The sequence below is a fragment of the Microbacterium halotolerans genome, assembly GCF_003569805.1.
GTDB classification, from domain to species: Bacteria; Actinomycetota; Actinomycetes; order Actinomycetales; family Microbacteriaceae; genus Microbacterium; species Microbacterium halotolerans.
The window spans coordinates 142,231-163,536 of the sequence record NZ_KZ984054.1 but is presented as its reverse complement, the minus strand read 5'-3'; the positions used below and the strand labels follow the sequence as shown (position 1 = coordinate 163,536).

General features: G+C 67.0%; 21 protein-coding genes. 2 read left to right on the top strand and 19 right to left on the bottom strand.

What is annotated here, in order from left to right:
- Nucleotides 1–32: 32 nt before the first annotated feature.
- Together rplS and DZG09_RS14435 are read right to left on the bottom strand one after the other, a co-directional pair.
- Nucleotides 33–383 (bottom strand): 50S ribosomal protein L19, encoded by a 351-nt coding sequence (gene rplS / locus DZG09_RS14440; RefSeq protein ID WP_119698444.1) that lies wholly within the window; start codon nt 381–383, stop codon nt 33–35.
- A gap of 203 nt (nt 384–586) precedes the next feature.
- On the bottom strand, nt 587–1,048 hold the full coding sequence (locus tag DZG09_RS14435; RefSeq protein ID WP_119698443.1) for an MFS transporter permease: 462 nt from the start codon (nt 1,046–1,048) through the stop codon (nt 587–589).
- A 75-nt stretch (nt 1,049–1,123) separates the two neighbouring features.
- Here DZG09_RS14435 and map point away from each other — a divergent pair, with 75 nt between their 5' ends.
- Nucleotides 1,124–1,897: a type I methionyl aminopeptidase gene (map, locus tag DZG09_RS14430; protein WP_119698442.1), complete on the top strand. Its 774-nt coding sequence runs from the start codon at nt 1,124–1,126 to the stop codon at nt 1,895–1,897.
- A 71-nt stretch (nt 1,898–1,968) separates the two neighbouring features.
- Here map and ctaF read toward each other — a convergent pair whose 3' ends face one another.
- From ctaF to DZG09_RS14405, 5 genes are all read right to left on the bottom strand, one after another.
- Entirely contained in the window at nt 1,969–2,424 is a 456-nt protein-coding gene (ctaF, locus tag DZG09_RS14425) for an aa3-type cytochrome oxidase subunit IV (protein WP_119698441.1), read from the bottom strand.
- A gap of 4 nt (nt 2,425–2,428) precedes the next feature.
- A complete protein-coding gene (ctaD, locus tag DZG09_RS14420; RefSeq protein WP_119698440.1) occupies nt 2,429–4,171 on the bottom strand; it encodes an aa3-type cytochrome oxidase subunit I in 1,743 nt (580 codons plus the stop codon).
- A gap of 5 nt (nt 4,172–4,176) precedes the next feature.
- Entirely contained in the window at nt 4,177–5,076 is a 900-nt protein-coding gene (ctaC, locus tag DZG09_RS14415; protein WP_119698558.1) for an aa3-type cytochrome oxidase subunit II, read from the bottom strand.
- Between the two features lie 155 nt (nt 5,077–5,231).
- Nucleotides 5,232–5,594: an iron-sulfur cluster insertion protein ErpA gene (erpA, locus tag DZG09_RS14410; protein WP_119698439.1), complete on the bottom strand. Its 363-nt coding sequence runs from the start codon at nt 5,592–5,594 to the stop codon at nt 5,232–5,234.
- Between the two features lie 148 nt (nt 5,595–5,742).
- Complete coding sequence (locus tag DZG09_RS14405; RefSeq protein WP_119698438.1) at nt 5,743–7,137, bottom strand: dipeptidase; 1,395 nt, start codon at nt 7,135–7,137, stop codon at nt 5,743–5,745.
- 49 nt (nt 7,138–7,186) lie between these two features.
- On the opposite strand from DZG09_RS14405, the gene DZG09_RS14400 reads away from it, so the two are divergent.
- Nucleotides 7,187–7,747 carry a DUF3043 domain-containing protein gene (locus tag DZG09_RS14400; RefSeq protein ID WP_119698437.1) on the top strand — a complete coding sequence of 187 codons (561 nt, stop codon included), beginning with the start codon at nt 7,187–7,189 and terminating at the stop codon, nt 7,745–7,747.
- Nucleotides 7,748–7,809: 62 nt separating this feature from the next.
- On the opposite strand, the gene DZG09_RS14395 is transcribed toward DZG09_RS14400, so the two are convergent.
- The 12 genes from DZG09_RS14395 to DZG09_RS14340 form a co-directional block, all read right to left on the bottom strand.
- Nucleotides 7,810–8,832, bottom strand: a complete 1,023-nt coding sequence (locus DZG09_RS14395) for a quinone-dependent dihydroorotate dehydrogenase (protein ID WP_119698436.1) — start codon at nt 8,830–8,832, stop codon at nt 7,810–7,812.
- A gap of 2 nt (nt 8,833–8,834) precedes the next feature.
- A complete protein-coding gene (gene nrdR / locus DZG09_RS14390) occupies nt 8,835–9,323 on the bottom strand; it encodes a transcriptional regulator NrdR (protein ID WP_119698435.1) in 489 nt (162 codons plus the stop codon).
- Nucleotides 9,323–10,624, bottom strand: coding sequence for a histidinol dehydrogenase (hisD, locus tag DZG09_RS14385; protein ID WP_119698434.1), 1,302 nt, complete (start codon nt 10,622–10,624; stop codon nt 9,323–9,325). Before hisD ends, nrdR begins: the two co-directional genes overlap by 1 nt.
- A gap of 18 nt (nt 10,625–10,642) precedes the next feature.
- Entirely contained in the window at nt 10,643–12,475 is a 1,833-nt protein-coding gene (locus DZG09_RS16925) for a hypothetical protein (protein ID WP_240424059.1), read from the bottom strand.
- A gap of 271 nt (nt 12,476–12,746) precedes the next feature.
- Nucleotides 12,747–16,259 carry a DNA polymerase III subunit alpha gene (gene dnaE / locus DZG09_RS14375; protein ID WP_119698433.1) on the bottom strand — a complete coding sequence of 1,171 codons (3,513 nt, stop codon included), beginning with the start codon at nt 16,257–16,259 and terminating at the stop codon, nt 12,747–12,749.
- A gap of 191 nt (nt 16,260–16,450) precedes the next feature.
- Complete coding sequence (locus DZG09_RS14370; protein ID WP_119698557.1) at nt 16,451–17,032, bottom strand: GNAT family N-acetyltransferase; 582 nt, start codon at nt 17,030–17,032, stop codon at nt 16,451–16,453.
- Between the two features lie 269 nt (nt 17,033–17,301).
- A complete protein-coding gene (locus DZG09_RS14365) occupies nt 17,302–18,228 on the bottom strand; it encodes an RluA family pseudouridine synthase (RefSeq protein WP_119698432.1) in 927 nt (308 codons plus the stop codon).
- A complete protein-coding gene (lspA, locus tag DZG09_RS14360; RefSeq protein ID WP_119698431.1) occupies nt 18,228–18,968 on the bottom strand; it encodes a signal peptidase II in 741 nt (246 codons plus the stop codon). The genes DZG09_RS14365 and lspA overlap by 1 nt, the downstream gene beginning before the upstream one ends.
- A 10-nt stretch (nt 18,969–18,978) precedes the next feature.
- Nucleotides 18,979–19,560, bottom strand: coding sequence for a DivIVA domain-containing protein (locus DZG09_RS14355; RefSeq protein ID WP_119698430.1), 582 nt, complete (start codon nt 19,558–19,560; stop codon nt 18,979–18,981).
- A 124-nt stretch (nt 19,561–19,684) separates the two neighbouring features.
- Entirely contained in the window at nt 19,685–19,981 is a 297-nt protein-coding gene (locus tag DZG09_RS14350; protein ID WP_240424058.1) for a YggT family protein, read from the bottom strand.
- A 58-nt stretch (nt 19,982–20,039) separates the two neighbouring features.
- Nucleotides 20,040–20,522, bottom strand: coding sequence for a cell division protein SepF (locus DZG09_RS14345; RefSeq protein ID WP_119698556.1), 483 nt, complete (start codon nt 20,520–20,522; stop codon nt 20,040–20,042).
- 32 nt (nt 20,523–20,554) lie between these two features.
- Nucleotides 20,555–21,241 (bottom strand): YggS family pyridoxal phosphate-dependent enzyme, encoded by a 687-nt coding sequence (locus DZG09_RS14340; RefSeq protein ID WP_119698555.1) that lies wholly within the window; start codon nt 21,239–21,241, stop codon nt 20,555–20,557.
- Nucleotides 21,242–21,306: the final 65 nt, after the last annotated feature.

Below are 21,306 nucleotides of genomic sequence, written 5' to 3'. Positions count from 1 at the left end.
AGATCCGGGGCACAGGGCTCTGCTGAAGGATGTCAGCCGTTGTCGCGCTTCTCGCGGATGCGGGCCTTCTTGCCGGTGAGGCCGCGCAGGTAGTACAGCTTCGCGCGACGAACGTCACCGCGGGTGACGCGCTCGATCTTCTCGATGATCGGCGAATGCACGGGGAACGTGCGCTCGACGCCGACCTGGAAGCTGATCTTGCGGACCGTGAACGTCTCGCGCACACCGGAGCCCTGGCGCCCGATGACGACGCCCTGGAACACCTGCACACGCGAGCGGTTGCCCTCAACGATGTTGACGTGCACCTTGACGGTGTCGCCCGGGCCGAACTCGGGGATGTCGGTGCGCAGCGAAGCCGCGTCGATGGCATCGATGATGTTCATGTCACTGTCTCTCTGCAGCCGCCACGGGTCGACCGCGATCCTCTGGAAAGAGTCGCTTGTACGGTGAGACCGACACGGAAAGCTCCGGCGGCCCTCGTCTCCCCCGCGGCAGAGACGAAACGCATGCGTGCAACGGCAGCATGCATCACGGCACAGCGGCCCATTCTGCCATGGATTCCCCGTCCGCCCAAACCGTATCGGCGCTACCTGTCGGGGTCACTCTCCGTGACGATGAGCACGTCACCGTCGTCATCCGGGCCATCGTCGTCGCGCTGCATCGTGCGGAAGCGCATCACACCCGCCTCACGACGCAGCTGCCAGAACTGCAGCCAGAACAGCGCGAACCCAGCGACGATGGCCGCCGACAGCGTCGCGGCGAACCATCGGGCATCGACGACCACGACGGCGACCGTCAGGATGTGCCACACGCCGAAGCCGAGCACGTCCCACCACGAGACGGCTCGAGTGCGCGCGACGGACGGGCGGGAGCGCGTGATGAGGGTGAGGAGACCCTGCCCCAGGAACACCGACGGCATCGCGATGAACACGATCCAGAGGATCGCGAAACCGTTCTCGCCGAACACTCCCCACCCGATCAGCAGCCACACCGGCAGCACGAGCACAGCCAGCCACAGCCACCGGTAGAACACGCGACGAAGGGCCATGCCCCCAGCGTAACCGCGCGGGGCTCGCCCATCTCGAGTGGGAGAGAATGGGAGGACGATACCTGGAGGATTCACATGATCGAACTGCGCACCCCCGCCGAGATCGAGCAGATGCGGCCGGCCGGCCGCTTCGTCGCCGAGACCCTGAACACACTGAAGAGCGAGGTCACCGTCGGCACGAACCTGCTCGACATCGATCGGCGCGCGCACGACATGATCCGAAAGGCGGGCGCGACCAGCTGCTACATCGACTACCACCCGTCGTTCGGCGCGATGCCGTTCGGCAAGGTGATCTGCACCTCGATCAACGACGCGGTGCTGCACGGACTGCCGTTCGACTACAGTCTGCGCGACGGCGACCTCGTCACCCTCGACTTCGCCGTGTCGGTCGACGGATGGGTTGCTGACTCCGCCGTGTCGTTCGTCGTCGGCACGCCGCGCGATGAGGACCTGAGACTCATCGACACGACGGAGCGCGCGCTGAAGGCCGCCATCGACGCGGCACAGGCGGGCAACCGGGTCGGTGACATCTCCGCCGCGATCGCCGAGGTCTCCTATGCCGCTGGTCACACCATCAACACGGACTTCGGCGGCCACGGCGTCGGCCGCGAGATGCACGGCGACCCGCATATCCCCAACGACGGCCGACCCGGCCGCGGCTTCCCGCTCAAGCCCGGTCTGATCATCGCGATCGAGCCGTGGCTGCTGCAGTCGACCGACGAGCTCTACACCGACCAGGACGGCTGGACCCTGCGCAGCGCCGATGGCTCCCGCGGCGCCCACTCCGAGCACACCATCGCCATCACCGAGGACGGCCCGATCATCCTCACGGACCGTTCGCACCTTTGAGCCGGCACACGAAACGGCCTCCGGATCTCGATGATCCGGAGGCCGTTTCCGTTGCGCACTGAGCGGTCAATCTACCTTGCGAAATTTCCTCGGTAGTACTCGTAGGTCCAGCCCACCAGAGCGACGACCAGCAGGCCGGCCGCAAGCGGGAGCAGGAAGAGTCCGACGGCGAGAGCGACGGCGCCGATGGCGACGGCCGAGCCGAGCACGAGCGGCCACCACGACCACGGGCTGAACTCGCCCATCTCTGGGTCGTCGTCGTCGATATCGGCATCCAGGCGGTCCGCCGCGAGCTCAAGGCCCTTCTGGCTCGCGTGCCATTTCTGGATGAAGAAGGCGATCATGGCCGACATGAAGGTGCTGAACAGCAGAGCGATGGCGCCCGGCCACTCGACGGCCTCATTCCACGTGCGCTCCCCCGCCTGAACGGCGTCGAGGTGGCCGAGGATACCCCAGCCGACATAGACGACGGTGCAGATCAGGAAGAAGACCGCGAGGATCCACCAGATGACGACGTTGGATCTCATAGCTCTACTTCACCTCTCCGTCTGCGACGTCCTTCACCGGCACATCCGGAGCATCCTTCGCCGGTCCGACACCGACCTCGACGACGGGGCCGTGGTTCAGGTCGAACGCGGGGCGCTCCGACCGGATGCGCGGAATCGACGTGAAGTTGTGCCGCGGCGGCGGGCAGCTGGTAGCCCACTCGAGCGATCCGCCGAAGCCCCACGGGTCGTCGACCGTGACCTTCTTCGCCTTGCGCGCAGTGACCCACACGTTCAGCAGGAAGGGGATCATCGACGCGCCGAGGATCATGGAACCGATCGTGGAGAGCTCGTTGCCCCACGTCCAGCCGTCTGCCGTCGAGTAGTCGGCGTAGCGGCGGGGCATGCCGTCGACGCCCAGCCAGTGCTGGATGAGGAACGTCATGTGGAAGCCGATGAACAGCATCCAGAAGTGCACGTAGCCGAGGCGCTCGTTGAGCATCTTCCCTGTCCACTTCGGCCACCAGAAGTAGAAGCCGGCGAACATCGCGAACACGACGGTTCCGAACACCACGTAGTGGAAGTGAGCCACGACGAAGTACGAGTCCGACACGTGGAAGTCGAGCGGCGGCGCCGACAGGATGACGCCGGTGAGACCGCCGAACACGAAGGAGATCAGGAAGCCGAGCGAGAACAGCATCGGCGTCTCGAAGGTGATCGACCCTCGCCACATCGTGCCGATCCAGTTGAAGATCTTCACACCCGTGGGAACGGCGATCAGCATCGTCATCAGAGCGAAGAACGGCAGCAGCACCGCACCGGTGACGTACATGTGGTGAGCCCACACCGACACCGACAGCGCCGCGATGGCGATGGTCGCGTACACCAGGGTCTTGTAACCGAAGATCGGCTTGCGGCTGAACACCGGGAAGATCTCGGAGACGATGCCGAAGAACGGCAGCGCGATGATGTACACCTCGGGGTGCCCGAAGAACCAGAACAGGTGCTGCCAGAGGAGCACGCCTCCGTTGGCCGGGTCGTATACGTGGGAACCGAGGATGCGGTCGCTGGCCGCGGCGAGCAGCGCGGCCGCGAGGACCGGGAACGCGATCAGGATCAGCAGGCTGGTCACGAGGGTGTTCCAGCTGAAGATCGACATGCGCCACATCGTCATGCCAGGCGCGCGCATCGTGATGATCGTGGTGATGAAGTTCACTGCGCCGAAGATCGTGCCGAAACCGGAGATGCCGAGGCCGATCATCCACAGGTTTCCGCCGACACCCGGCGAGAAGGAGGCGTTGGCCAGCGGCTGGTAGGCGAACCAGCCGAACGATGCCGCGCCCTGCGGGGTGAGGAAGCCGGCCACAGCGATGGTCGAACCGAATGTGAACAGCCAGAATGCGAACGCGTTCAGGCGCGGGAACGCCACATCGGGTGCACCGATCTGCAGCGGCAGCAGCACGTTGGCGAAACCGGCGAACAGCGGCGTCGCGAACATCAGCAGCATGACCGTGCCGTGCATCGTGAACAGCTGGTTGTACTGTTCGTGGGTCGGAACCACCTGCAGGCCCGGTGCGAACAGCTCGGCGCGGATGATCAGCGCCATCACACCACCGAGCATGAAGAAGAGCACCGAGGTGATCAGGTACATGTACCCGATCGTCTTGTGGTCAGTGGACGTGATCCAGCTGACGATGATGTTGCCCTTGCGGTGGGTTCTGTTCCCGCTGAGCAGTGCCGCCTGACGCGCCGGCATCGCCGGGCGCTGTTCCTGGACAGTCGATGTCATAGCGCTCAGTGTCCCTCTTCTTCTGCCTCGGCACCCGTGGTGCCCGGGAGGTTCTGCAGGCGGTCGTAGGCGTCGTTGATGTCGCCCGTCTGGCCGTCGTCCTCGAGCCCGTCGAGGTACGATTCGTACTCGGCGTTGCTGACGACGTCGACCTCGAAGAGCATCGCTGAGTGGTACTCGCCGCACAGCTCGGCGCACTTGCCCTGATACGTGCCCTCACGGGTGGGGATGAACGACCATGAGTTGTCGTGCCCCTGGTACATGTCCTTCTTGTAGAGGAAGTCGATGATCCAGAAGGAGTGGATCACGTCGCGGGACTGCAGGTCGATCGTGATCTTCTTGTCGACAGGCAGCACGAGCCGGGGGAGCTCGCCCTCCTCGACGTTGCCGTCGGCGTCGACCTGGGCTTGGATGCCCATCGTCCACACGGCGTCGGAGTTGTCCTCTTCGTCGCCGTCGTACTGGAAGTCCCATGCCCACTGCTTCGCGATCGCGGTGATGTGCACGTCGGGCTCAGCCCACGGTTCTTCGATCTTCGTCTGCTCGCGCGCGGTGAAGGCGAACAGACCGATCACGAGGATCAACGGCACCGTCGTGAAGAAGATCTCGATCGGCATGTTATAGCGCAGCTGCACGGGCAGACCGGTCTGTCCCCTGCGGCGGCGGTACACGACCATCGCCCAGAGCATCAGACCCCAGGTGATGATGCCCACGACCAGCGCGGCGATCCACGACCCGGTCCAGAGCGCGGCGATGCCGTCAGTCTGGTTGGTCGCAGGGGTGCCTTCTTCGGTGAAGCCGGGGAGGTACCCGTGCAGTTCCGTCGGGGTGCAACCCACGATGGTGACGAGGGAGGCAGCGGCGATAGGTATCGCGGCCCAACGGAGGCGGCGTTTCGACGGCACGTACTTCACCTTTCGAACGTGAATGGAGCGGAATCAGTCTACGGCACTTGCTCACCGGATTCAGGCCACACTCCCAGCGTGTGGCGCGGAGTTCCGGTGGTGCCGCATAGCGAACGGCCCCGCGCACGGGAGCTGCGGGGCCGTTCGCTCGTGGGTCAGTGGAAGCTGTCGCCGCAGGCGCAGGAGCCGCCGGCGTTCGGGTTGTCGATGGTGAAGCCCTGCTCGCTGATCGTGTCCTTGAAGTCGATGGCGGCGCCGTCGAGGTACGGCACCGACATGTTGTCGACGATGACCTCGACGCCGTCGAAGTCGACCGTCTCGTCGCCCTCGAGCTGGCGCTCATCGAAGTACAGCTGATAGATCAGGCCGGAGCATCCGCCTGGCTGCACGGCGACGCGGAGACGCAGGTCGTCGCGCCCCTCCTGTTCGAGCAGGCTCTTCACCTTGGCAGCGGCGGGTTCCGTGAGGCTCACGCCGTGTGCGCGGGTCTCGGCGTCGATCGTCAGGGTGTCACTCATGCCGTCTCCTTCTCACTCCAGGTTTCGCCCTTGCGCGGGAACGCACATCGGCCTTCTACCGATTGTAGACGTCGATTCGGCGCATCAGGCACGATTCCGTCCTGCTCGCGGCGTTTCTCGGCCTTCGGCGCGGCATCCGGATGTCTCGTCAGCCCTCGCGCTGATTCATCCGCCCCAGCAGCAGCGTCTCCGACACGATCGCGTGGCGGAAGGTGTCGAGGTGCAGCGACTCGTTCGGGCTGTGCGCCCGCGAGTGCGGATCCTCGATGCCCGTGACGAGGATCTGCACTCCCGGATAGCGCTCCGCGAGGTCGGCGACGAACGGTATGGAGCCGCCGACGCCGTAGTCGACGGGCTCCGTGCCGTATCCGTCTCGCATCGCCTCACGCGCCGCGGTCACCGCCCATCCCGACGTGTCGACCAGGAAGCCGTCGCCGTTGTCGACCTCACTGAAGGTGAGCTCCGCACCGAATGGTGCGCGCTGCTCCAGGTGGGAGCGGATGGCCCCGTAGGCCTCGTGCGAGCTCTGGCCCGGTGCGACGCGGGCGCTGACGACGACGGTGATCTCGGGCGCGAGTGTGTTGCTCGCCGCTTCGACGGGCGTGTGGTCGATGCCTGTGACGGTGATGGCCGGTTTGTTCCAGATGCGCGAGAGGATCGTGCCGTTCCCCATGGGGCTGACGCCCTCGAGGAGACCCGCCTCCTCCCGCAGCGTCGACTCGTCGTACTCGGGAGTATCGGAATCGCGCACGGCGAGCCCCTCGACTGCGACCGATCCGTCGTCGTGCCACAGCGTCGACAGCAGTTTGATGGTGGCGAGCATGGCATCTGGCACCGCGCCGCCGAACATGCCGGAGTGCGATGCGTGGCTGAGCGTGCGCACGGTCAGGTGGAACGTGGCGTTGCCGCGCAGCGACACCGTGACAGCAGGCGTCGACGAGTCCCAGTTGCCGGAGTCCGCCACGACGATGACGTCGGAGCGCATGTCGTCCGCGTTGTCGTCCATGAACTGCGTGAACGAACGCGAGCCGAACTCCTCCTCGCCTTCGATGAACAGCACGATACCCAGGTCGAGGTCGTCGCCGATCGTCTCGTGCAGGGCGCGCAGGGAGGCGATGTGCACCATGACGCCCGCCTTGTCGTCGGCGGCACCTCGACCGTAGAGGCGTCCGTTGCGCACAGTCGGTTCGAACGGCGGCGTCTGCCAGAGTGCGTCGTCCCCAGGAGGCTGCACGTCGTGATGGGCGTACAGCATCACCGTCGGCCTGCCGTTCCGTGCCCTGCGGGTGGCCAGCACCCCCGGCTGACCGAGCTCATCGGCGCCGGGGATCTCCGCGCGATGGATGCGCACCTCGTCGAACAGGCCGGTATCGCGAGCGAGCTGGGCCACAGCCTCCGCACTGCGCCCGAGCTGGTCCTGGTCGAAGGACGGCCAGGCGATGCCTGGGATGCGCACGAGTCGGCCGAGATCGGCCAGCGCGTTCGCGATGCCGCCTTCCGCGACTTCGGCGAGATTCTGATCCGGATCTTCTGCGAAGGTCATGCGGGTATCCTAGGGCCCGAACCGCAACGACTTATCGAGGTGCTCCGCCGTGGCAAAGACCCCCGCTCCCAGCGACAACGACGCGTCGACGCCGGCCGTCGGCAAGGGACGCCCCACTCCGACGCGCGCCGAGCGCGAGGCGGCCAATCGCCGCCCGCTCGTCGCCGACACGAAGGAGGCCCGCAGACGCGCCAGAGCTGAGCTTCGCGCGCGTCAGGATCGCGCCCGCCTCGGTCAGGCCAACGGCGAGGAGAAGTTCCTCCAGCCGCGCGACCGGGGGCCGCAGCGCCGCTGGGTTCGCGACTTCACCGACTCGCGGTGGCATCTCGGCGAGCTCCTGATGCCCGCGCTGATCGTGATCCTGGTCGCGACGATGTTCCTGCCGTACGCGTTCCAGTTCTACGGGATGGTCGGCCTGTGGGTGTTCGTGCTGTTCACCGTAGGCGACATGTTCATCCTGTCGCGCAGCGTGAAGAAGCGGGCCGGGGAGAAGTTCGGCGAAGACAAGCGCGAGAAGGGGCTCGGCTGGTACGCCGCGATGCGCTCGATGCAGATGCGCTTCATGCGCCTGCCGAAGCCGCAGGTACGCGTCGGCGGCGCGCCCAAGTAGCGACAGTCGCTCATCCGGCCCCGCTCATCCGGCGCGATCCCGATGAGCGGGGCCGTTTCTCGTCAGCGGCCGCGTGACAGGCCGCGGTTGATCTGCCGCGCCCAGAGCGGGCCGCGGTAGAGGAACGCCGTGTAGCCCTGCACGAGAGTCGCCCCCGCGTCGAGCCGCTCTCGAACGTCGTCGGCGGTCTCGACGCCGCCGACCGAGATCACGCAGAACTCAGGGTCAGGAACCTCGGCCCGGATGATCCGGAGCGCCTCGAGGGAGCGTTCGCTCAGGGGCGCCCCGGAGAGGCCGCCGGCGCCGGCTGCGGAGATCGTGGCCAGATCTGCGGTGAGACCGTCTCGCGAGATGGTCGTGTTGGTGGCGATGATGCCGGCCAGGCCGAGCTCCTTCGCCATCGTCGCGACACCGGCGATCTCGTCGTCCGGCAGGTCCGGAGCGATCTTCACCAGAAGCGGCGTGGCACCGGCCGCCTCGCGCACGGCTGTGAGCAGCGGCGTCAGCGTCTCGATCGCCTGCAGACCTCGCAGACCCGGTGTATTCGGCGACGAGACGTTCACCGCGAGATAATCGGCGAGCGGTGCGAGCATCGTCGCGCTCGCGACGTAGTCATCCGTGGCGTCGGCGACATCGACGACGCGGCTCTTGCCGATGTTGGCGCCGACGACCGCTCCCCCGCGTCGCAGCTTCGCGAGGCGCCTGGCCGCGGCCTTCGCGCCGCGATTGTTGAAGCCCATCCGATTGATGACGGCGCGATCGCGCACGAGCCGGAACAGCCGGGGCTTGGGGTTGCCGTCCTGCGGAATCGCCGTGACGGTGCCCGCCTCGATGTGGCCGAAGCCGAGCGCATCGAGGCCGCGAACGCCGACGGCGTTCTTGTCGAAGCCCGCGGCGACGCCGAACGGGCTGGGGAACGTGAGCCCGAGCGTGGTCACCTCGAGCGACGGGTCGGGCTTCGTCGCGGCGCGCACGAACGGCGCGACCGGCGCGATGCCCGCGAGGCGGATGACCGCCATTCCGAGGTGGTGGGCGACCTCGGGGTCGAGGCGGGCGAGCACGGTGCGGAACAGCAGCGGGTACATTCTCATTCCTTCTGGTCCGTCGCCGAGTCGTCCTGCACCGCGACCGCGTGATCGGCACGCAGCGATGCGATCGCCGACTCGAAGTCTTCGAGGGACTCGAACGCCTGGTAGACGCTGGCGAAGCGGAGGTAGGCCACCTCGTCGAGTTCGCGCAGCGGGCCGAGGGTCGCCAAACCGATCTCATTGGCATCGATCTGGCTGAGCCCGGTCTGACGCACCGCCTCCTCGACCTTCTGCGCGAGTACGGCGAGGTCCGCATCGGTGACGGGGCGGCCCTGACAGGCCTTGCGCACGCCGAGCACGACCTTGTCGCGGCTGAACGGTTCGACGGCGCCGGATCGTTTGATCACGTTGAGACTGGAGGTCTCGACCGTGGAGAAGCGCTTCCCGCATTCCGGGCACTGGCGCCTGCGCCGGATGGACAGACCGTCGTCGCTCGTGCGCGAGTCGATGACGCGTGAGTCGCCGTGGCGGCAGAACGGGCAGTGCATCAGGCGAACCGCGCCGCAACGGCCTCGCCGTGCGCTGGCAGCGCCTCTGCCTCGGACAGGGCGACGATGCCGTCCCTGACAGCTTCCAGAGCCTCACGCGAGTATTCGACGACCTGCTGCGACCGCAGGAACGTGGCGGCCCCGAGGCCCGCCGCGTAGCGCGCCTGGCCTCCGGTCGGAAGCACGTGGTTCGATCCGGCGAGGTAGTCGCCGAGGCTGACCGGGCTGTGCGTTCCGACGAACACGGCGCCGGCACTGGTGTAGCGGGACGACGCGTCTGCAGCGTCTGCGATGTGGAGTTCGAGGTGCTCAGGCGCGTACGCGTTGCTGAACTCCTCGGCCGCGGATGCGTCGTCGACGAGCACGATCGCTGACTGCTCCCCCGCCAGCGCGGCGGCGACGCGTTCGGCGTGCCTGGTCGCGACGGCAACGCGTTCGACTTCGGCGGCTACGGCCTCGGCGAGGTCGGGCGAGGTCGTCACGAGAACGGCTGAGGCCTGCTCGTCGTGCTCCGCCTGGCTGACCAGGTCGTAGGCGACATGCCGCGCATCGGCCGAGTCGTCGGCCGAGATCAGGATCTCGGTCGCTCCCGCTTCCGCGTCCGTGCCGACGATGCCTGCGACGGCGCGCTTGGCCGAGGCGACGAAGTTGTTGCCTGGCCCCGTGACGACGTCGACGGGGTCGAGGCCGAGGCCGTCGACGCCGTAGGCGAACGCCCCGATGGCTCCTGCGCCTCCCATCGCGTAGACCTCGTCGATGCCGAGCAGCGCAGCCGCTGCGAGGATCGTCGGGTGCACGCGACCGTCGTGCTCGGACTGCGGCGGCGATGCGAGTGCGACAGAGGTGACGCCTGCGACCTGAGCTGGCACGACGTTCATGATGACGCTCGACGGGTACACCGCCTTGCCGCCAGGCACGTAGACGCCGACGCGGGCGACCGGCTGCCAACGCTGCGTCACGCGGGCGCCGTCGGCGAGGGTCGTCGCTCTGGCCGGAGGGATCTGAGCTGCGGATGCCTCACGCACACGACGGATGGCTTCTTCCAGAGCCTCGCGGACCGGCGCGGCGAGGCCTGCGAGTGCCTCAGTGAGCTGCTCCGAGGGCACGCGGATCGCGTGGTCGGTCGCACCGTCGAACCTCTCGGCCTGTTCGCGCAGGGACGCCTCGCCCCTGGCACGGACATCGGCGACGATCTCGGTCGCGGCCTCCAGCGCCGCCCGCCGCGCCGCGTTCGCGCGCGGCACGGCGGCGAGCAGTTCCGCGGGCGTCAGCTCGCGCCCGCGCAGGTCGATCGTGCGCATGTTCGTATGGTTCTCTTCTCAGCCTCGAGTGACGCCCGTGGTGTCGTGCAGGTAGCCGACCCTGCCGTCGTCATCGCGGACGACGAACACGTCGCCGCGTTCCTCCAGCACCAGCGCCCAGGCCGTGGGGCCGATGCGGAACAGCGGGGCGCCTGCTGCGTCGACGACATCCCGCTCGACCGGTGCGAGCGCCCAGAACGGCTGCGCGTTCGTCACCGGGAGGGAACCAGGGTCGACGCGCAGGCCCTCGACCGTGTCCTCGGCGGCGTCGTGACGTGCAGAATCGCGATCGGCCTGCACACCGTCCGGCGCACGCAGCACGGTGTCTCCGTCGAGTTCGGAGTCGATCGTCGCGGCATCCGCCTCATCCGGCACGGGGATCGAACCGGTGCGCCGGTAACCCTGTCCAGGCTGCTCCTCGCCATCGCCGGCGAGGGCGCCGCCGAAGTCGACACCGGCTGCGCTGTGGTCGAGCGCCGAGCGCGCGGGCTGCCCCGCCACCTGTTCGGCGGCGATCTCGTCGTCCGGTGCTGAGGCCTCGGCAGCGGACGGCACGTGCAGCGCACGCGTCGCAACGTCATCGGCCTCGCCGAACGATGTCTCCTTGGACGCCTCGTCAGCCCCACCCGCTGACTCGCCCGCACCGAAGGCGACCTCGGCAGCGGCGGTCGAGCCGTCGGATGGTGCGATGTCGTGCTCGGTGCGATCTTCCGGAGCGCTGTCCGCCGCGGGGGTCTGCTCTGCCGACGACTCACCGAAATCGATGGCGGGTTCGGCGGCTGGCGGGCCGAACGGATCAGCGGCGGGCGACCACTCGGCCTGAGCGGGTGCGGCATCCTCGGCGCCCGGGGCCTGAGGCCGGTACCCGTGCGGCGCAGCAGGGGCATCCGCGACAGGAGCGTGCGCGTCGGCGGTCGGCGCCAGCGCGGCATCCTCGGTACCGGAGGTCTGGCCCTGGTACTCGTACGGCGCGGCCGGAGCGCCGTATGCGGGAGGCTGCTGCGGAGCGTAGGGCGCGTAGCCGCCCTGCGCTCCGTAGGCGTTCTGCTGGCCGTGGGCCGGTGGCTGCTGGCCGTAAGGACTCTGCCCGTACTGCGACTGCTCACCGTAGGGAGGCTGCTGCCCATACGGACTCTGACCGTACTGCTGCGCCTGCGCGTACGGCGCCTGCTGGCCGTACTGGGGCTGCTGACCGTAGGGCGTCTGCTGTCCATAAGGAACGGGCTGCTGACTGTAGGGCTGCTGGCCCTGCTGCTGCCATGGTCCCTGCTGCGGGGCGGGCTTCGGCGCCCGAGGCCGCCGAATCAGTGTGGGCGCGGGCCTCGCCGCTCTCGTCGCCTGCGTCTCCTCGCGACCGTCGAAATCAGAGCGGAACGGGGGTACGAACGGAGCGGCGACAGTGAAGAAGACACCGGCGAGGGCGATGACGGCGGCGATCCACGCCATCCAGGTGACGCCCACCATTCCGCTGCTGCCGAACGTTGAGAAGACGACGCTCCAGTAGACGACGGCATACGAGGCGAAGGCGACGGACGCGAACTGGTCGATGCTCAGCGAGCCGATCTTGAGCGTTGTGAGCGCTGGCACGAGGCGCCGCAGCACGATCAGCGCCGTAGCGGCGACCATCGCGATCGACGCGGCGATGGCGGCGATGCCCTGGCCCCAGATCGGGAAATAGGAAGGCACGTCCATGCCGAAGCTGGCCGGCAGCGAGAAGATCGACAGGAAGGAGAAGACGATCGAGACGATGCCGATGCCCGCGAGAATCAGTTCCCGCAACGAGAACACCCAGATCGCGGGGACGCCGCCTTGGCCGCGGTCACCGCCCGGTTCTTCGTCCGCGTTCGACATCGGCTGATCCGGAATGAAACTCTCTCGTACCGGCGCAGGTGCGGTCCCTCGCGGGTCGCCTGTGGGGGACTGCGGATGGGGAGCACCCTGCCGCGGCTGGCCGCTCGGTGCCCAGGCCTGCTGGCCGTTTGTGTTGTCGGACACGACTGACGTCCCCTCTACTGCTCGCGTGAGCATTGCTTGCACGGTCGTGGTTCCTTCGATCCTACTGCCCGGATCACGCCCGTCTTCTGTGTTCGTTCTGTGTGGCGCACGCCCGCCCGTCGTCGTCTCAGCCCAGGCACTGCGGCCCGAGGAGCGACTTCAGGTCGCCGAAGAGATCGGCGGTGACGGTGACGGGGATCGGCACCTCGAACACCTTCGCCGATCGTCCTCTGTGCATCTTCAGCCGCACCTCTGTTTCGCCTGTGTGCCGCTTCAGCACGTCGGCGAGGTCCTTCACGACCCGCTCCGTGGCACGCTGCTCCGGCAGCAGCAGCGTGATGGGTCCCGAGGTGTCCATCGCCCCCAGGTCAGGTGAGAACGCCGACTGCGCATGCAGATTCAGCCCGTCGTCGCGTCGCGACACTCGTCCTCGGACGACGAGAATCGAGTCCTGCTGCAGGATCGGCTGGAACTCCTGATATGTCTTCCCCATGAACATCACGGTGACCTCGGCCTCGAAGTCCTCGATCGTCACCATGCCGTACGGATTTCCACTCGCCTTCGCCACCCTGTGCTGGGCGCTCGTAACGAGACCGGAGACGGTGACCTGGTCGCCGTCGTCGAGCGACTCCGATCCGAGCAGGTCGGCGATCGTGATGCTGCGATGCTTGGCAAGCGGCACCTCGAGACCCGCCAGCGGATGATCGGAGACGTACAACCCGAGCATGTCGCGCTCGAATGCGAGTTTGTCCTTCTTCGTGTACTCAGGGCGCTCCGGGACCTTCTGCACTTCCTGAGGCTCGTCCCACAGGCTGTCGAAGTCGAAGCCCACCTCTCCCTGCGCCTCACGCCGCTTGTCGATCACCGCCTGCTCGACGGCGTCCTCGTGTATCTCCACCAGGGCGCGCCGTGTGGCGCCCATGGTGTCGAACGCACCTGCCTTGATCAGCGACTCGACGGTGCGCTTGTTCGCCGCGTGCACGGGAACGCGTTTCAGGAAGTCGTGGAAGCTCGAGTACGGCCCGTCGGCGCGCGCCGAGACGATCCCGTCGACGACGTTCGAACCCACATTGCGCACCGCGCCCAGGCCGAAGCGGATGTCCTCCCCGACGGCGGCGAAGAAGAGGATCGACTCGGAGACGTCCGGCGGCAGCACGTTGATGCCCATGCGCCTGCACTCATTGAGGTACATCGCGAGCTTGTCGCGCGAGTCGCCGACGCTGGTGAGCAGCGCGGCCATGTACTCGGCCGGGTAGTGCGCCTTGAGGTAGGCCGTCCAGTAGGAGACCACGCCGTATGCGGCGGAGTGAGCCTTGTTGAACGCGTAGTCGGAGAACGGGAGCAGGATGTCCCACAGGGCCTTGATCGCACCTTCGCCGAAGCCGCGCTCCTTCATCCCCTCGGCGAAGCCGACGTACTGTTTGTCGAGTTCCGACTTCTTCTTCTTGCCCATCGCGCGGCGCAGGATGTCTGCCTGTCCGAGGCTGAACCCGGCGACCTTCTGTGCGATCGCCATCACCTGCTCCTGGTAGATGATGAGGCCGTATGACGTGTCGAGGATCTCCCTGAGCGGCTCCTCGAGCTCGGGATGGATCGGGCTGATCTCCTGCTCGCCGTTCTTTCGCAGCGCGTAGTTCGTGTGGGAGTTCGCCCCCATCGGACCAGGGCGATACAGCGCGATGACGGCCGAGATGTCCTCGAAGTTGTCCGGCTTCAACAGTCGCAGGAGGCTGCGCATCGGGCCGCCGTCGAGCTGGAACACACCGAGGGTGTCGCCGCGAGAGAGCAGCTCGTACGCGCCCCTGTCGTCGAGGGCAAGGGTCTCCAGGTCGATGTCGATACCGCGGTTGGTGCGCACGTTGTCGAGGGCGTCCGAGATGATGGTGAGGTTGCGAAGCCCCAGGAAGTCCATTTTGATCAGCCCGAGCGACTCACATGCCGGATAGTCGAACTGGGTGACGATCTGCCCGTCCTGTTCGCGCTTCATGATCGGAATGATGTCGATCAGCGGATCGGACGACATGATCACTCCGGCGGCGTGCACGCCCCACTGGCGCTTCAGCCCCTCGAGCCCGATGGCGCGGTCGAAGACCGTCTTCGCTTCCGGGTCGGTCTCGATGAGCGAGCGGAACTCGCTCGCTTCCTTGTAACGACCGTGATCCGGGTCGAACATGCCGCTCAGCGGCATGTCTTTGCCCATCACTGGCGGCGGCATCGCCTTCGTGAGCCGCTCCCCCATGCTGAACGGGAAGCCGAGCACACGGCTGGAGTCCTTCAGCGCCTGCTTCGACTTGATCGTGCCGTAGGTGACGATCTGCGCGACGCGCTCATCCCCGTACTTCTCCGTCACGTAGTCGATGACCTCGCCGCGGCGCCGGTCGTCGAAGTCGACGTCGAAGTCGGGCATGGAGACGCGGTCCGGGTTGAGGAAGCGCTCGAAGATCAGACCGTGCTCGAGCGGATCGAGGTCGGTGATGCGCATCGCGTAGGCGACCATCGAGCCGGCACCGGAGCCTCGTCCTGGACCGACGCGGATGTCGTTGTTCTTCGACCAGTTGATGAAGTCGGCGACCACGAGGAAGTAGCCGGGGAACTTCATCTGCGCGATGATGCCGATCTCGTACTCCGCGCGCTTGCGGACGTCATCCGGAATGCCGTTCGGGTACCGGTAGTGCAGCCCCTTCTCGACCTCCTTGATGAACCAGCTCTCCTCCGTCTCACCGTCGGGAACCGGGAATCGCGGCATGTAGTTCGCCTGGGTGTCGAACTCGATGTTGCAGCGCTCGGCGATGAGCAGCGTGTTGTCGCAGGCCTCGGGGTGCTCGCTGAACAGCTGACGCATCTCCTGCGCCGACTTGATGTAGTAGCCGTCGCCGTCGAGTTTGAAGCGGTTCGGGTTGTCCATCGTGGAACCGGACTGCACGCACAGCAGGGCCTCGTGCGCATCGGCCTCGTGCTGATAGGTGTAGTGGGAGTCGTTGGTGGCGAGCAGCGGAATGTTCAGCTCTTCGGAGAGCCTGATCAGGTCTTCGCGAACACGCCGCTCGATGGAGAGCCCGTGCTCCATGATCTCGGTGAAGTAGTTCTCCTTGCCGAAGATGTCCTGGTAGTCGGCCGCCGCCTGTCGCGCCTCGTTGTACTGGCCGAGACGCAGCCGCGTCTGGATCTCGCCGGACGGGCACCCCGTCGTGGCGATGATGCCCTTGCCGTAGGTCTCGAGGAGCTCACGGTCGGCGCGCGGTTTGAAGTAGTACCCCTCGATGCTCGACAGAGAGCTGAGGCGGAACAGGTTGTGCATGCCCTCGTTGTTCTGGGCCCACATCGTCATGTGGGTGTAGGCGCCGCCGCCCGACACGTCATCGCTCTTCTGATCGGGCGAGCCCCACGACACTCGAGAACGGTCGCCGCGACTCGTGCCCGGTGTGATGTAGGCCTCGAGGCCGATGATCGGCTTGACCCCTGCGGCCTTCGCCGCGTTGTAGAACTCGAACGCGGCGAACGTGTTGCCGTGGTCGGTGACGGCGATGGCGCTCTGCCCCAGCTCGGCCGCCGCCTGGGTCATGTTCCCGAGTTTCGCGGCACCGTCCAGCATCGAGTACTCGCTGTGCACGTGCAGGTGGACGAAGTCGTCGGAAGCCATATCCAGAGTCTAAATTCCCCCACGGACATTCCGCCCCGCCGTGTCGCGCTCCCCGGCGCGCTGACCCTGCGGGAGCACCTCAGCCCCTGGAGACGCTGCAGGAGGGCGCGGAGAAGGAACGCCGGGATATCTCCGCTGTCTCCTCGTCGTCTGTGCGCGTATCCGCTGCTGAAAGCCCACGCGGATTGGGTTCAGGACCTCTCTGACAACGGCAGTCGCATCAGCACGCGCGGGAATCCGTTCAGCACAGATCCGGTTTCGGCCGCCTGTGCGAACCCCGCGCCTTCGAACAGCGATTTCGTGCCGACGTATGCCATCGTCAGGTCGACTTGCTCACCGCGGTTGTCGACGGGGTATCCCTCGATGGCCGGCGCGCCGCGCTCGCGAGCGTACGACACCGCACCTGCGATGAGGTGGTGCTGGACCCCCTGCCTTCTGTGCCCCGGCCGCACTCTGAAGCACCACAGCGACCAGACGTCGAGGTCGTCGACGTGCGGGATGAGGCGATTGCGGGCGAAGCTGGTGTCTCGGCGCGGATGCAGCGCCGCCCAGCCCACCGGCTCGCCGTCGAGATAGGCGATGACCCCGGGCGGCGGATCGTGCTCGCACAGTTCCCGCACCCGATCGGCGCGCGCCGGGCCGCGAAGCGCCTTGTTCTCCTTGCTGCCGATGCGGTAGCTCAGACAGAAGCACACATTGCTCGTCGGCTTCTTCGGCCCGACGAGCGCCGCCACGTCGTCGAACTCGGTCGCCGCCCGCACCTTGATCACCATGCGTCCAGTGTGCCGCGCACCTCCGACATCCGGAACTCTGCCCGCGATCAGTGCCAACGGCGGATGGCTGTCGTAGATGCCCTGATCGTTCCGGCCGATGTGCTCATCCCGCGCTGCTGGACGTGCACGCAGCATCGTGCAGCGGACGTCGGCGAGCATTCGGATTCCGGGGTGGAGTCGGCATTCGTCTGGCGCTGTCGTCGTCGGCGTAGCCGACACCGCCGCCAACGACACCGCCACAACCTGCGCCCGGCGACCGCCGCTGAGGCTCAGTACACGCCGCGGGCGAGCAGGTCGTAGGCGTGCTGCAGGTCGGGCGGATAGGGGGACGCGAACTCGACCCGATCCCCTGTGGCCGGGTGCTCGAACGCGAGGCCGTGCGCGTGCAGCCATTGGCGTGTGAGCCCGAGCCGCTCGGACAGGGTCGGGTCGGAGCCGTACAGCGGATCGCCCACGCAGGGGTGGCGATGCGCCGCCATGTGCACGCGGATCTGATGCGTGCGCCCCGTCTCGAGGTGGATCTCGAGCAGCGACGCCCCCGGGAACGCCTCGATCGTCTCGTAGTGGGTGACCGATTCCTTCCCGTCAGGCATGACCGCGAACTTCCATGAGTGGCTGCGGTGGCGTCCGATAGGGGCGTCGATGGTGCCGACGAGCGGATCCGGATGCCCCTGCACGATCGCGTGGTAGATCTTGTCGACCGTGCGCTCCTTGAAGGCGCGCTTGAGCTGGGTGTACGCGTACTCCGACTTCGCGACGACCATTAGCCCGGATGTGCCCACGTCGAGCCGATGCACGATGCCGGCCCGTTCGGCGGCTCCGGATGTCGCGACGGAGACGCCCAGTCCCATCAGAGCCCCGACGACGGTCGGTCCCTCCCAGCCAGGAGAAGGGTGAGCGGCGACGCCGACCGGCTTGTCGACGACGATGAGGTGCTCGTCCTGGAAGATGATGCCCAGCTCCGGCACAACTTCGGCGACGGCCTTCGGCTCCTCGCGCGGAGCCCACGCCACGTCGAGACGCGCGCCCGCGGCGACGCGGTCCGATTTCCGCACTCCGCGCGCGTCGACGAACACGCCGCCCGACTCCGCAACGTCCGCGGCGAACGTGCGGGAGAAGCCGAGCAGTTTCGCCAGCGCGGCATCAACGCGTGCGCCGTCGAGCTCCTCGGGAACCGTCAGGCTCCGAGACTCCATCAGGAGGCGTCCCCGGTCCTTGTGCGACCCGTGCGACCATCGTCGCCGTTCGGCGCGTCGGCCGCTCCCGAGATTCCTGGCACGTCGCCGCCGCCCTTGCCCGTGATATCCGGTGCGTCCTCCTCACGGGAAGCGTCCTCCTCGCCGCTACCGACATCGTCGGCTTCCGATGCGTCTTCGCGCTCGCTCGCGCCCTCTGCGTCACCCTTCTTGCGGACGCGGGAGCCGTCGAGTTCGAGGCCGACGATCAGCAGCAGGGCGACGGCAGCCATGCCACCGACGATGAAGATGTCGGCGACGTTGAAGATCGCCGCGTTCGGCGTCCAGAACCACATCCACGGAGTGAGGATGAAGTCCACGACGTGGCCGACCGCAAAACCCGGGTCGCGGAACAGCCGGTCGCCGAGATTGCCGAGGACCCCGCCGAGCAGCAGCCCGAGGACGACGGCCCAGAGCCTTGACCGCACGCGCCGGATCGCGAGGTAGACGATGACACCGGCGACGATCGTCATCGCGATCGTGAAGATCCAGGTGACGCCCTCGCCGAGCGAGAAGGCGGCCCCCGGGTTGAAGACGAGGACGAACTGCAGCGCCTCCCCTGCGATCTGCGTCGTCACGCCCGGTTCGAGGTGAGTGAGGGCGAGATGCTTGCTGAACTGGTCGGCGGCCAGCACGACCAGCGCAAGAAGTGCGATGGTGGTGCTGGCCGCCGCCGGACGAATCGGTGCGCGAGCGCTCAAGACGACAGTCTTAGAGACCGATCGCCGACACGGGCGTCTCGGAGGACGAGGTGCTCGTCGTGTCGAGGTCCTTCAGCTTGCCCTCGAAGTAGCCGCGCAGCTCCTGACGGTAGTCGCGCTCGAACGTGCGCAACTCGGTGATCCGCTCTTCGAGCGTCTTCCGCTCTGTCTCGAGCTTGGAGCGAACCTCGTTGCGCTCCTTCTTCGCGCCGCGCACGATGTCGTCGGCTTCGGTCTTCGCCTCATCGATGAGACGGTCCGCCTCGCTCCGACCCTCAGCGATGTGCTCGTCGTGCAGGCGCTGGGCACGCTCGAGGATGCCGAGGGCGTTGGTGCTCGCCGAACCGGCCGGTGCTTCCTCGCCTGCCGGAGCGGGCTGATCCGGAGCGGATGTGGGCACAGTGGCCGCCTGCGCCGAAGCGCCCTCGAGCTCGGCGACGCGTGCCTTCAGCTCATCGCGCTCCGCGATGGTGGTGCGCCACTCCTTGACGATCTCATCGAGGTAGTCGTCGACCTCCTCGGGGTCGAAGCCCTCCTTGAAGCGAACGTTGCTGAACTCCTTGGTGACGACGTCATCCGGGGTCAGTGCCATGGGTAACTCCTCGTGAAATTGAGATGGTCAGTGGCCACGGGCGTCGGCCTGGGCGCAACTTGCGAGTGCAAGCATAACCGTTGGTGCCTGAAGTGCGCCGGTGGACAGGGGCTGCGTCGCGCGCTCAGGCACGTGAGAGCACGCTCGCAATCGACATCAGAATGATGCAGGCGAACATCACCAGCATGAAGGAGAAGTCGATGGAGACCTGGCCGAGTCGGAGCGGAGGAATGAATCGACGCAGGAACTTGATCGGCGGATCGGTGACGGTGTACACGATCTCTGCCAGGACGAGGCCGGCACCCTTCGGGCGCCATCCGCGGTTGAACAGCGGGATGTAGCTCAGGATGAGACGCGCCCACAGCACCAGCAGGTACACGACGAGCAGGCCGTAGACGACCGTAAATATCCAGCTGATCACACGTACGAGCCTATCGCGATGCCGAGCCGTGCACATGCACTCGGCGTGGTCGCCCTGATCAGGACAGTGCCGCCGCCGGCGTTTCGACGTCGGCGGCGATGCTGCCGTCGCCGGAGACGGAGATGTTCTCGGGGCTGAGCAGGAAGACCTTGCTCGTGACTCGCTCGATGCGCCCGTACAGACCGAGCGACAGACCGCTCGCGAAGTCGATGAGGCGGCGCGCATCGGCGTCGCTCATCTGCGAGAGGTTCATGATCACCGGCACGCCGTCGCGGAAGTGCTCGGCGATCGCCTGTGCGTCCCGGTACTGCTTGGGATGCACTGTGACGATCTCGGTGACCGCGCCCTGTGCGGGTTGGCGCACAACCGCCGGCCGACGCAGCGGAGTGACCGGAGCGGGCTTCTGCTCCTCCGGCTGCTGCTCGTGACGACGCACTCGCTCCTCGCGTGCAGGCTGCTCGGCCTGCGCCGTCGTCTCGTCGTATTCTTCCTCGTCCGCAAGGCCGAGGTAGACCATGGTCTTCTTGAGCGGGTTCCCCATCGCGTCCTCCATCGTGCTGGTTGTCTCCGAGGCTATGCCCGATCGGGCCTGGGACCCGTGATTGCCGCGCCGATTCGCAGGTGTGTCGCACCGTGGGCCACTGCCTCGACGAAGTCTGCAGTCATGCCGGCGGAGATCCACCCGGCATCCGGGACCACGCCTCGCACCCGCTCGGAGTATCCGGCGAGGCGCTCGAAGGCGCTCGCCGGTTCCTCGTCGAGCGGGGCGACGGCCATGACGCCTCGCAGCGCGAGCGAGGGCGCACCGGCGATCCGTTCGGCGAGCGCCTCGAGCCCGTCGGGGGCGACGCCCCCACGACCTTCGTCGTCCGTCAGATTCACCTGCATGAGAACGTCGAGCACGGGCTCACCCTCTCCCGCTCGTTCCAGGGCGTCGACGAGGCGCTCTCGGTCAACCGAGTGCACCGCGCTCGCGGCACGACGGATCGCGCCGGCCTTCTTCGTCTGCGCCTGCCCGATGAAATGCCACGCGATGTCGAGATCCGCGCATTCGGCGCTTTTCGCCGTCAGCTCCTGCTGCCGGTTCTCCCCGACGTCGCGCACGCCTTCGGCGGCGAGCGCCCGGATGAGCGAGGCCGCATGGAACTTCGTCACGACGATCCGGGTGATGTCGTCGGGAGTCCGCCCCGCCGCCCGTGCCGCATCCGCGATCCGCGCGTCGACGGCGGCGAGACGATCAGCCAAGCCGTCTGTCACCATTGCCTGCTGACGCCCGCTCCGGTGCCGCAGATCGACCTGGACGTCGCGATCCGGGTCGATTCCCC

Excerpts from the sequence above, each read along its gene's own strand:
- DZG09_RS14370 (WP_119698557.1), bottom strand. The coding sequence starts at position 17,032 with ATGGTGATCAAGGTGCGGGCGGCGACCGAGTTCGACGACGTGGCGGCG.
- DZG09_RS16925 (WP_240424059.1), bottom strand. The coding sequence starts at position 12,475 with ATGTCGAACGCGGACGAAGAACCGGGCGGTGACCGCGGCCAAGGCGGC.
- ctaD (WP_119698440.1), bottom strand. The coding sequence starts at position 4,171 with ATGACATCGACTGTCCAGGAACAGCGCCCGGCGATGCCGGCGCGTCAG.
- hisD (WP_119698434.1), bottom strand. The coding sequence starts at position 10,624 with ATGCGCACGATCGACCTGCGCGGGCGCGAGCTGACGCCCGCGGAACTG.
- DZG09_RS14435 (WP_119698443.1), bottom strand. The coding sequence starts at position 1,048 with ATGGCCCTTCGTCGCGTGTTCTACCGGTGGCTGTGGCTGGCTGTGCTC.
- nrdR (WP_119698435.1), bottom strand. The coding sequence starts at position 9,323 with ATGCACTGCCCGTTCTGCCGCCACGGCGACTCACGCGTCATCGACTCG.
- dnaE (WP_119698433.1), bottom strand. The coding sequence starts at position 16,259 with ATGGCTTCCGACGACTTCGTCCACCTGCACGTGCACAGCGAGTACTCG.
- DZG09_RS14345 (WP_119698556.1), bottom strand. The coding sequence starts at position 20,522 with ATGGGGAACCCGCTCAAGAAGACCATGGTCTACCTCGGCCTTGCGGAC.
- DZG09_RS14340 (WP_119698555.1), bottom strand. The coding sequence starts at position 21,241 with ATGGTGACAGACGGCTTGGCTGATCGTCTCGCCGCCGTCGACGCGCGG.
- DZG09_RS14395 (WP_119698436.1), bottom strand. The coding sequence starts at position 8,832 with ATGTACCCGCTGCTGTTCCGCACCGTGCTCGCCCGCCTCGACCCCGAG.
- rplS (WP_119698444.1), bottom strand. The coding sequence starts at position 383 with ATGAACATCATCGATGCCATCGACGCGGCTTCGCTGCGCACCGACATC.
- map (WP_119698442.1), top strand. The coding sequence starts at position 1,124 with ATGATCGAACTGCGCACCCCCGCCGAGATCGAGCAGATGCGGCCGGCC.
- ctaF (WP_119698441.1), bottom strand. The coding sequence starts at position 2,424 with ATGAGATCCAACGTCGTCATCTGGTGGATCCTCGCGGTCTTCTTCCTG.
- erpA (WP_119698439.1), bottom strand. The coding sequence starts at position 5,594 with ATGAGTGACACCCTGACGATCGACGCCGAGACCCGCGCACACGGCGTG.
- DZG09_RS14405 (WP_119698438.1), bottom strand. The coding sequence starts at position 7,137 with ATGACCTTCGCAGAAGATCCGGATCAGAATCTCGCCGAAGTCGCGGAA.
- DZG09_RS14355 (WP_119698430.1), bottom strand. The coding sequence starts at position 19,560 with ATGGCACTGACCCCGGATGACGTCGTCACCAAGGAGTTCAGCAACGTT.
- DZG09_RS14365 (WP_119698432.1), bottom strand. The coding sequence starts at position 18,228 with ATGGAGTCTCGGAGCCTGACGGTTCCCGAGGAGCTCGACGGCGCACGC.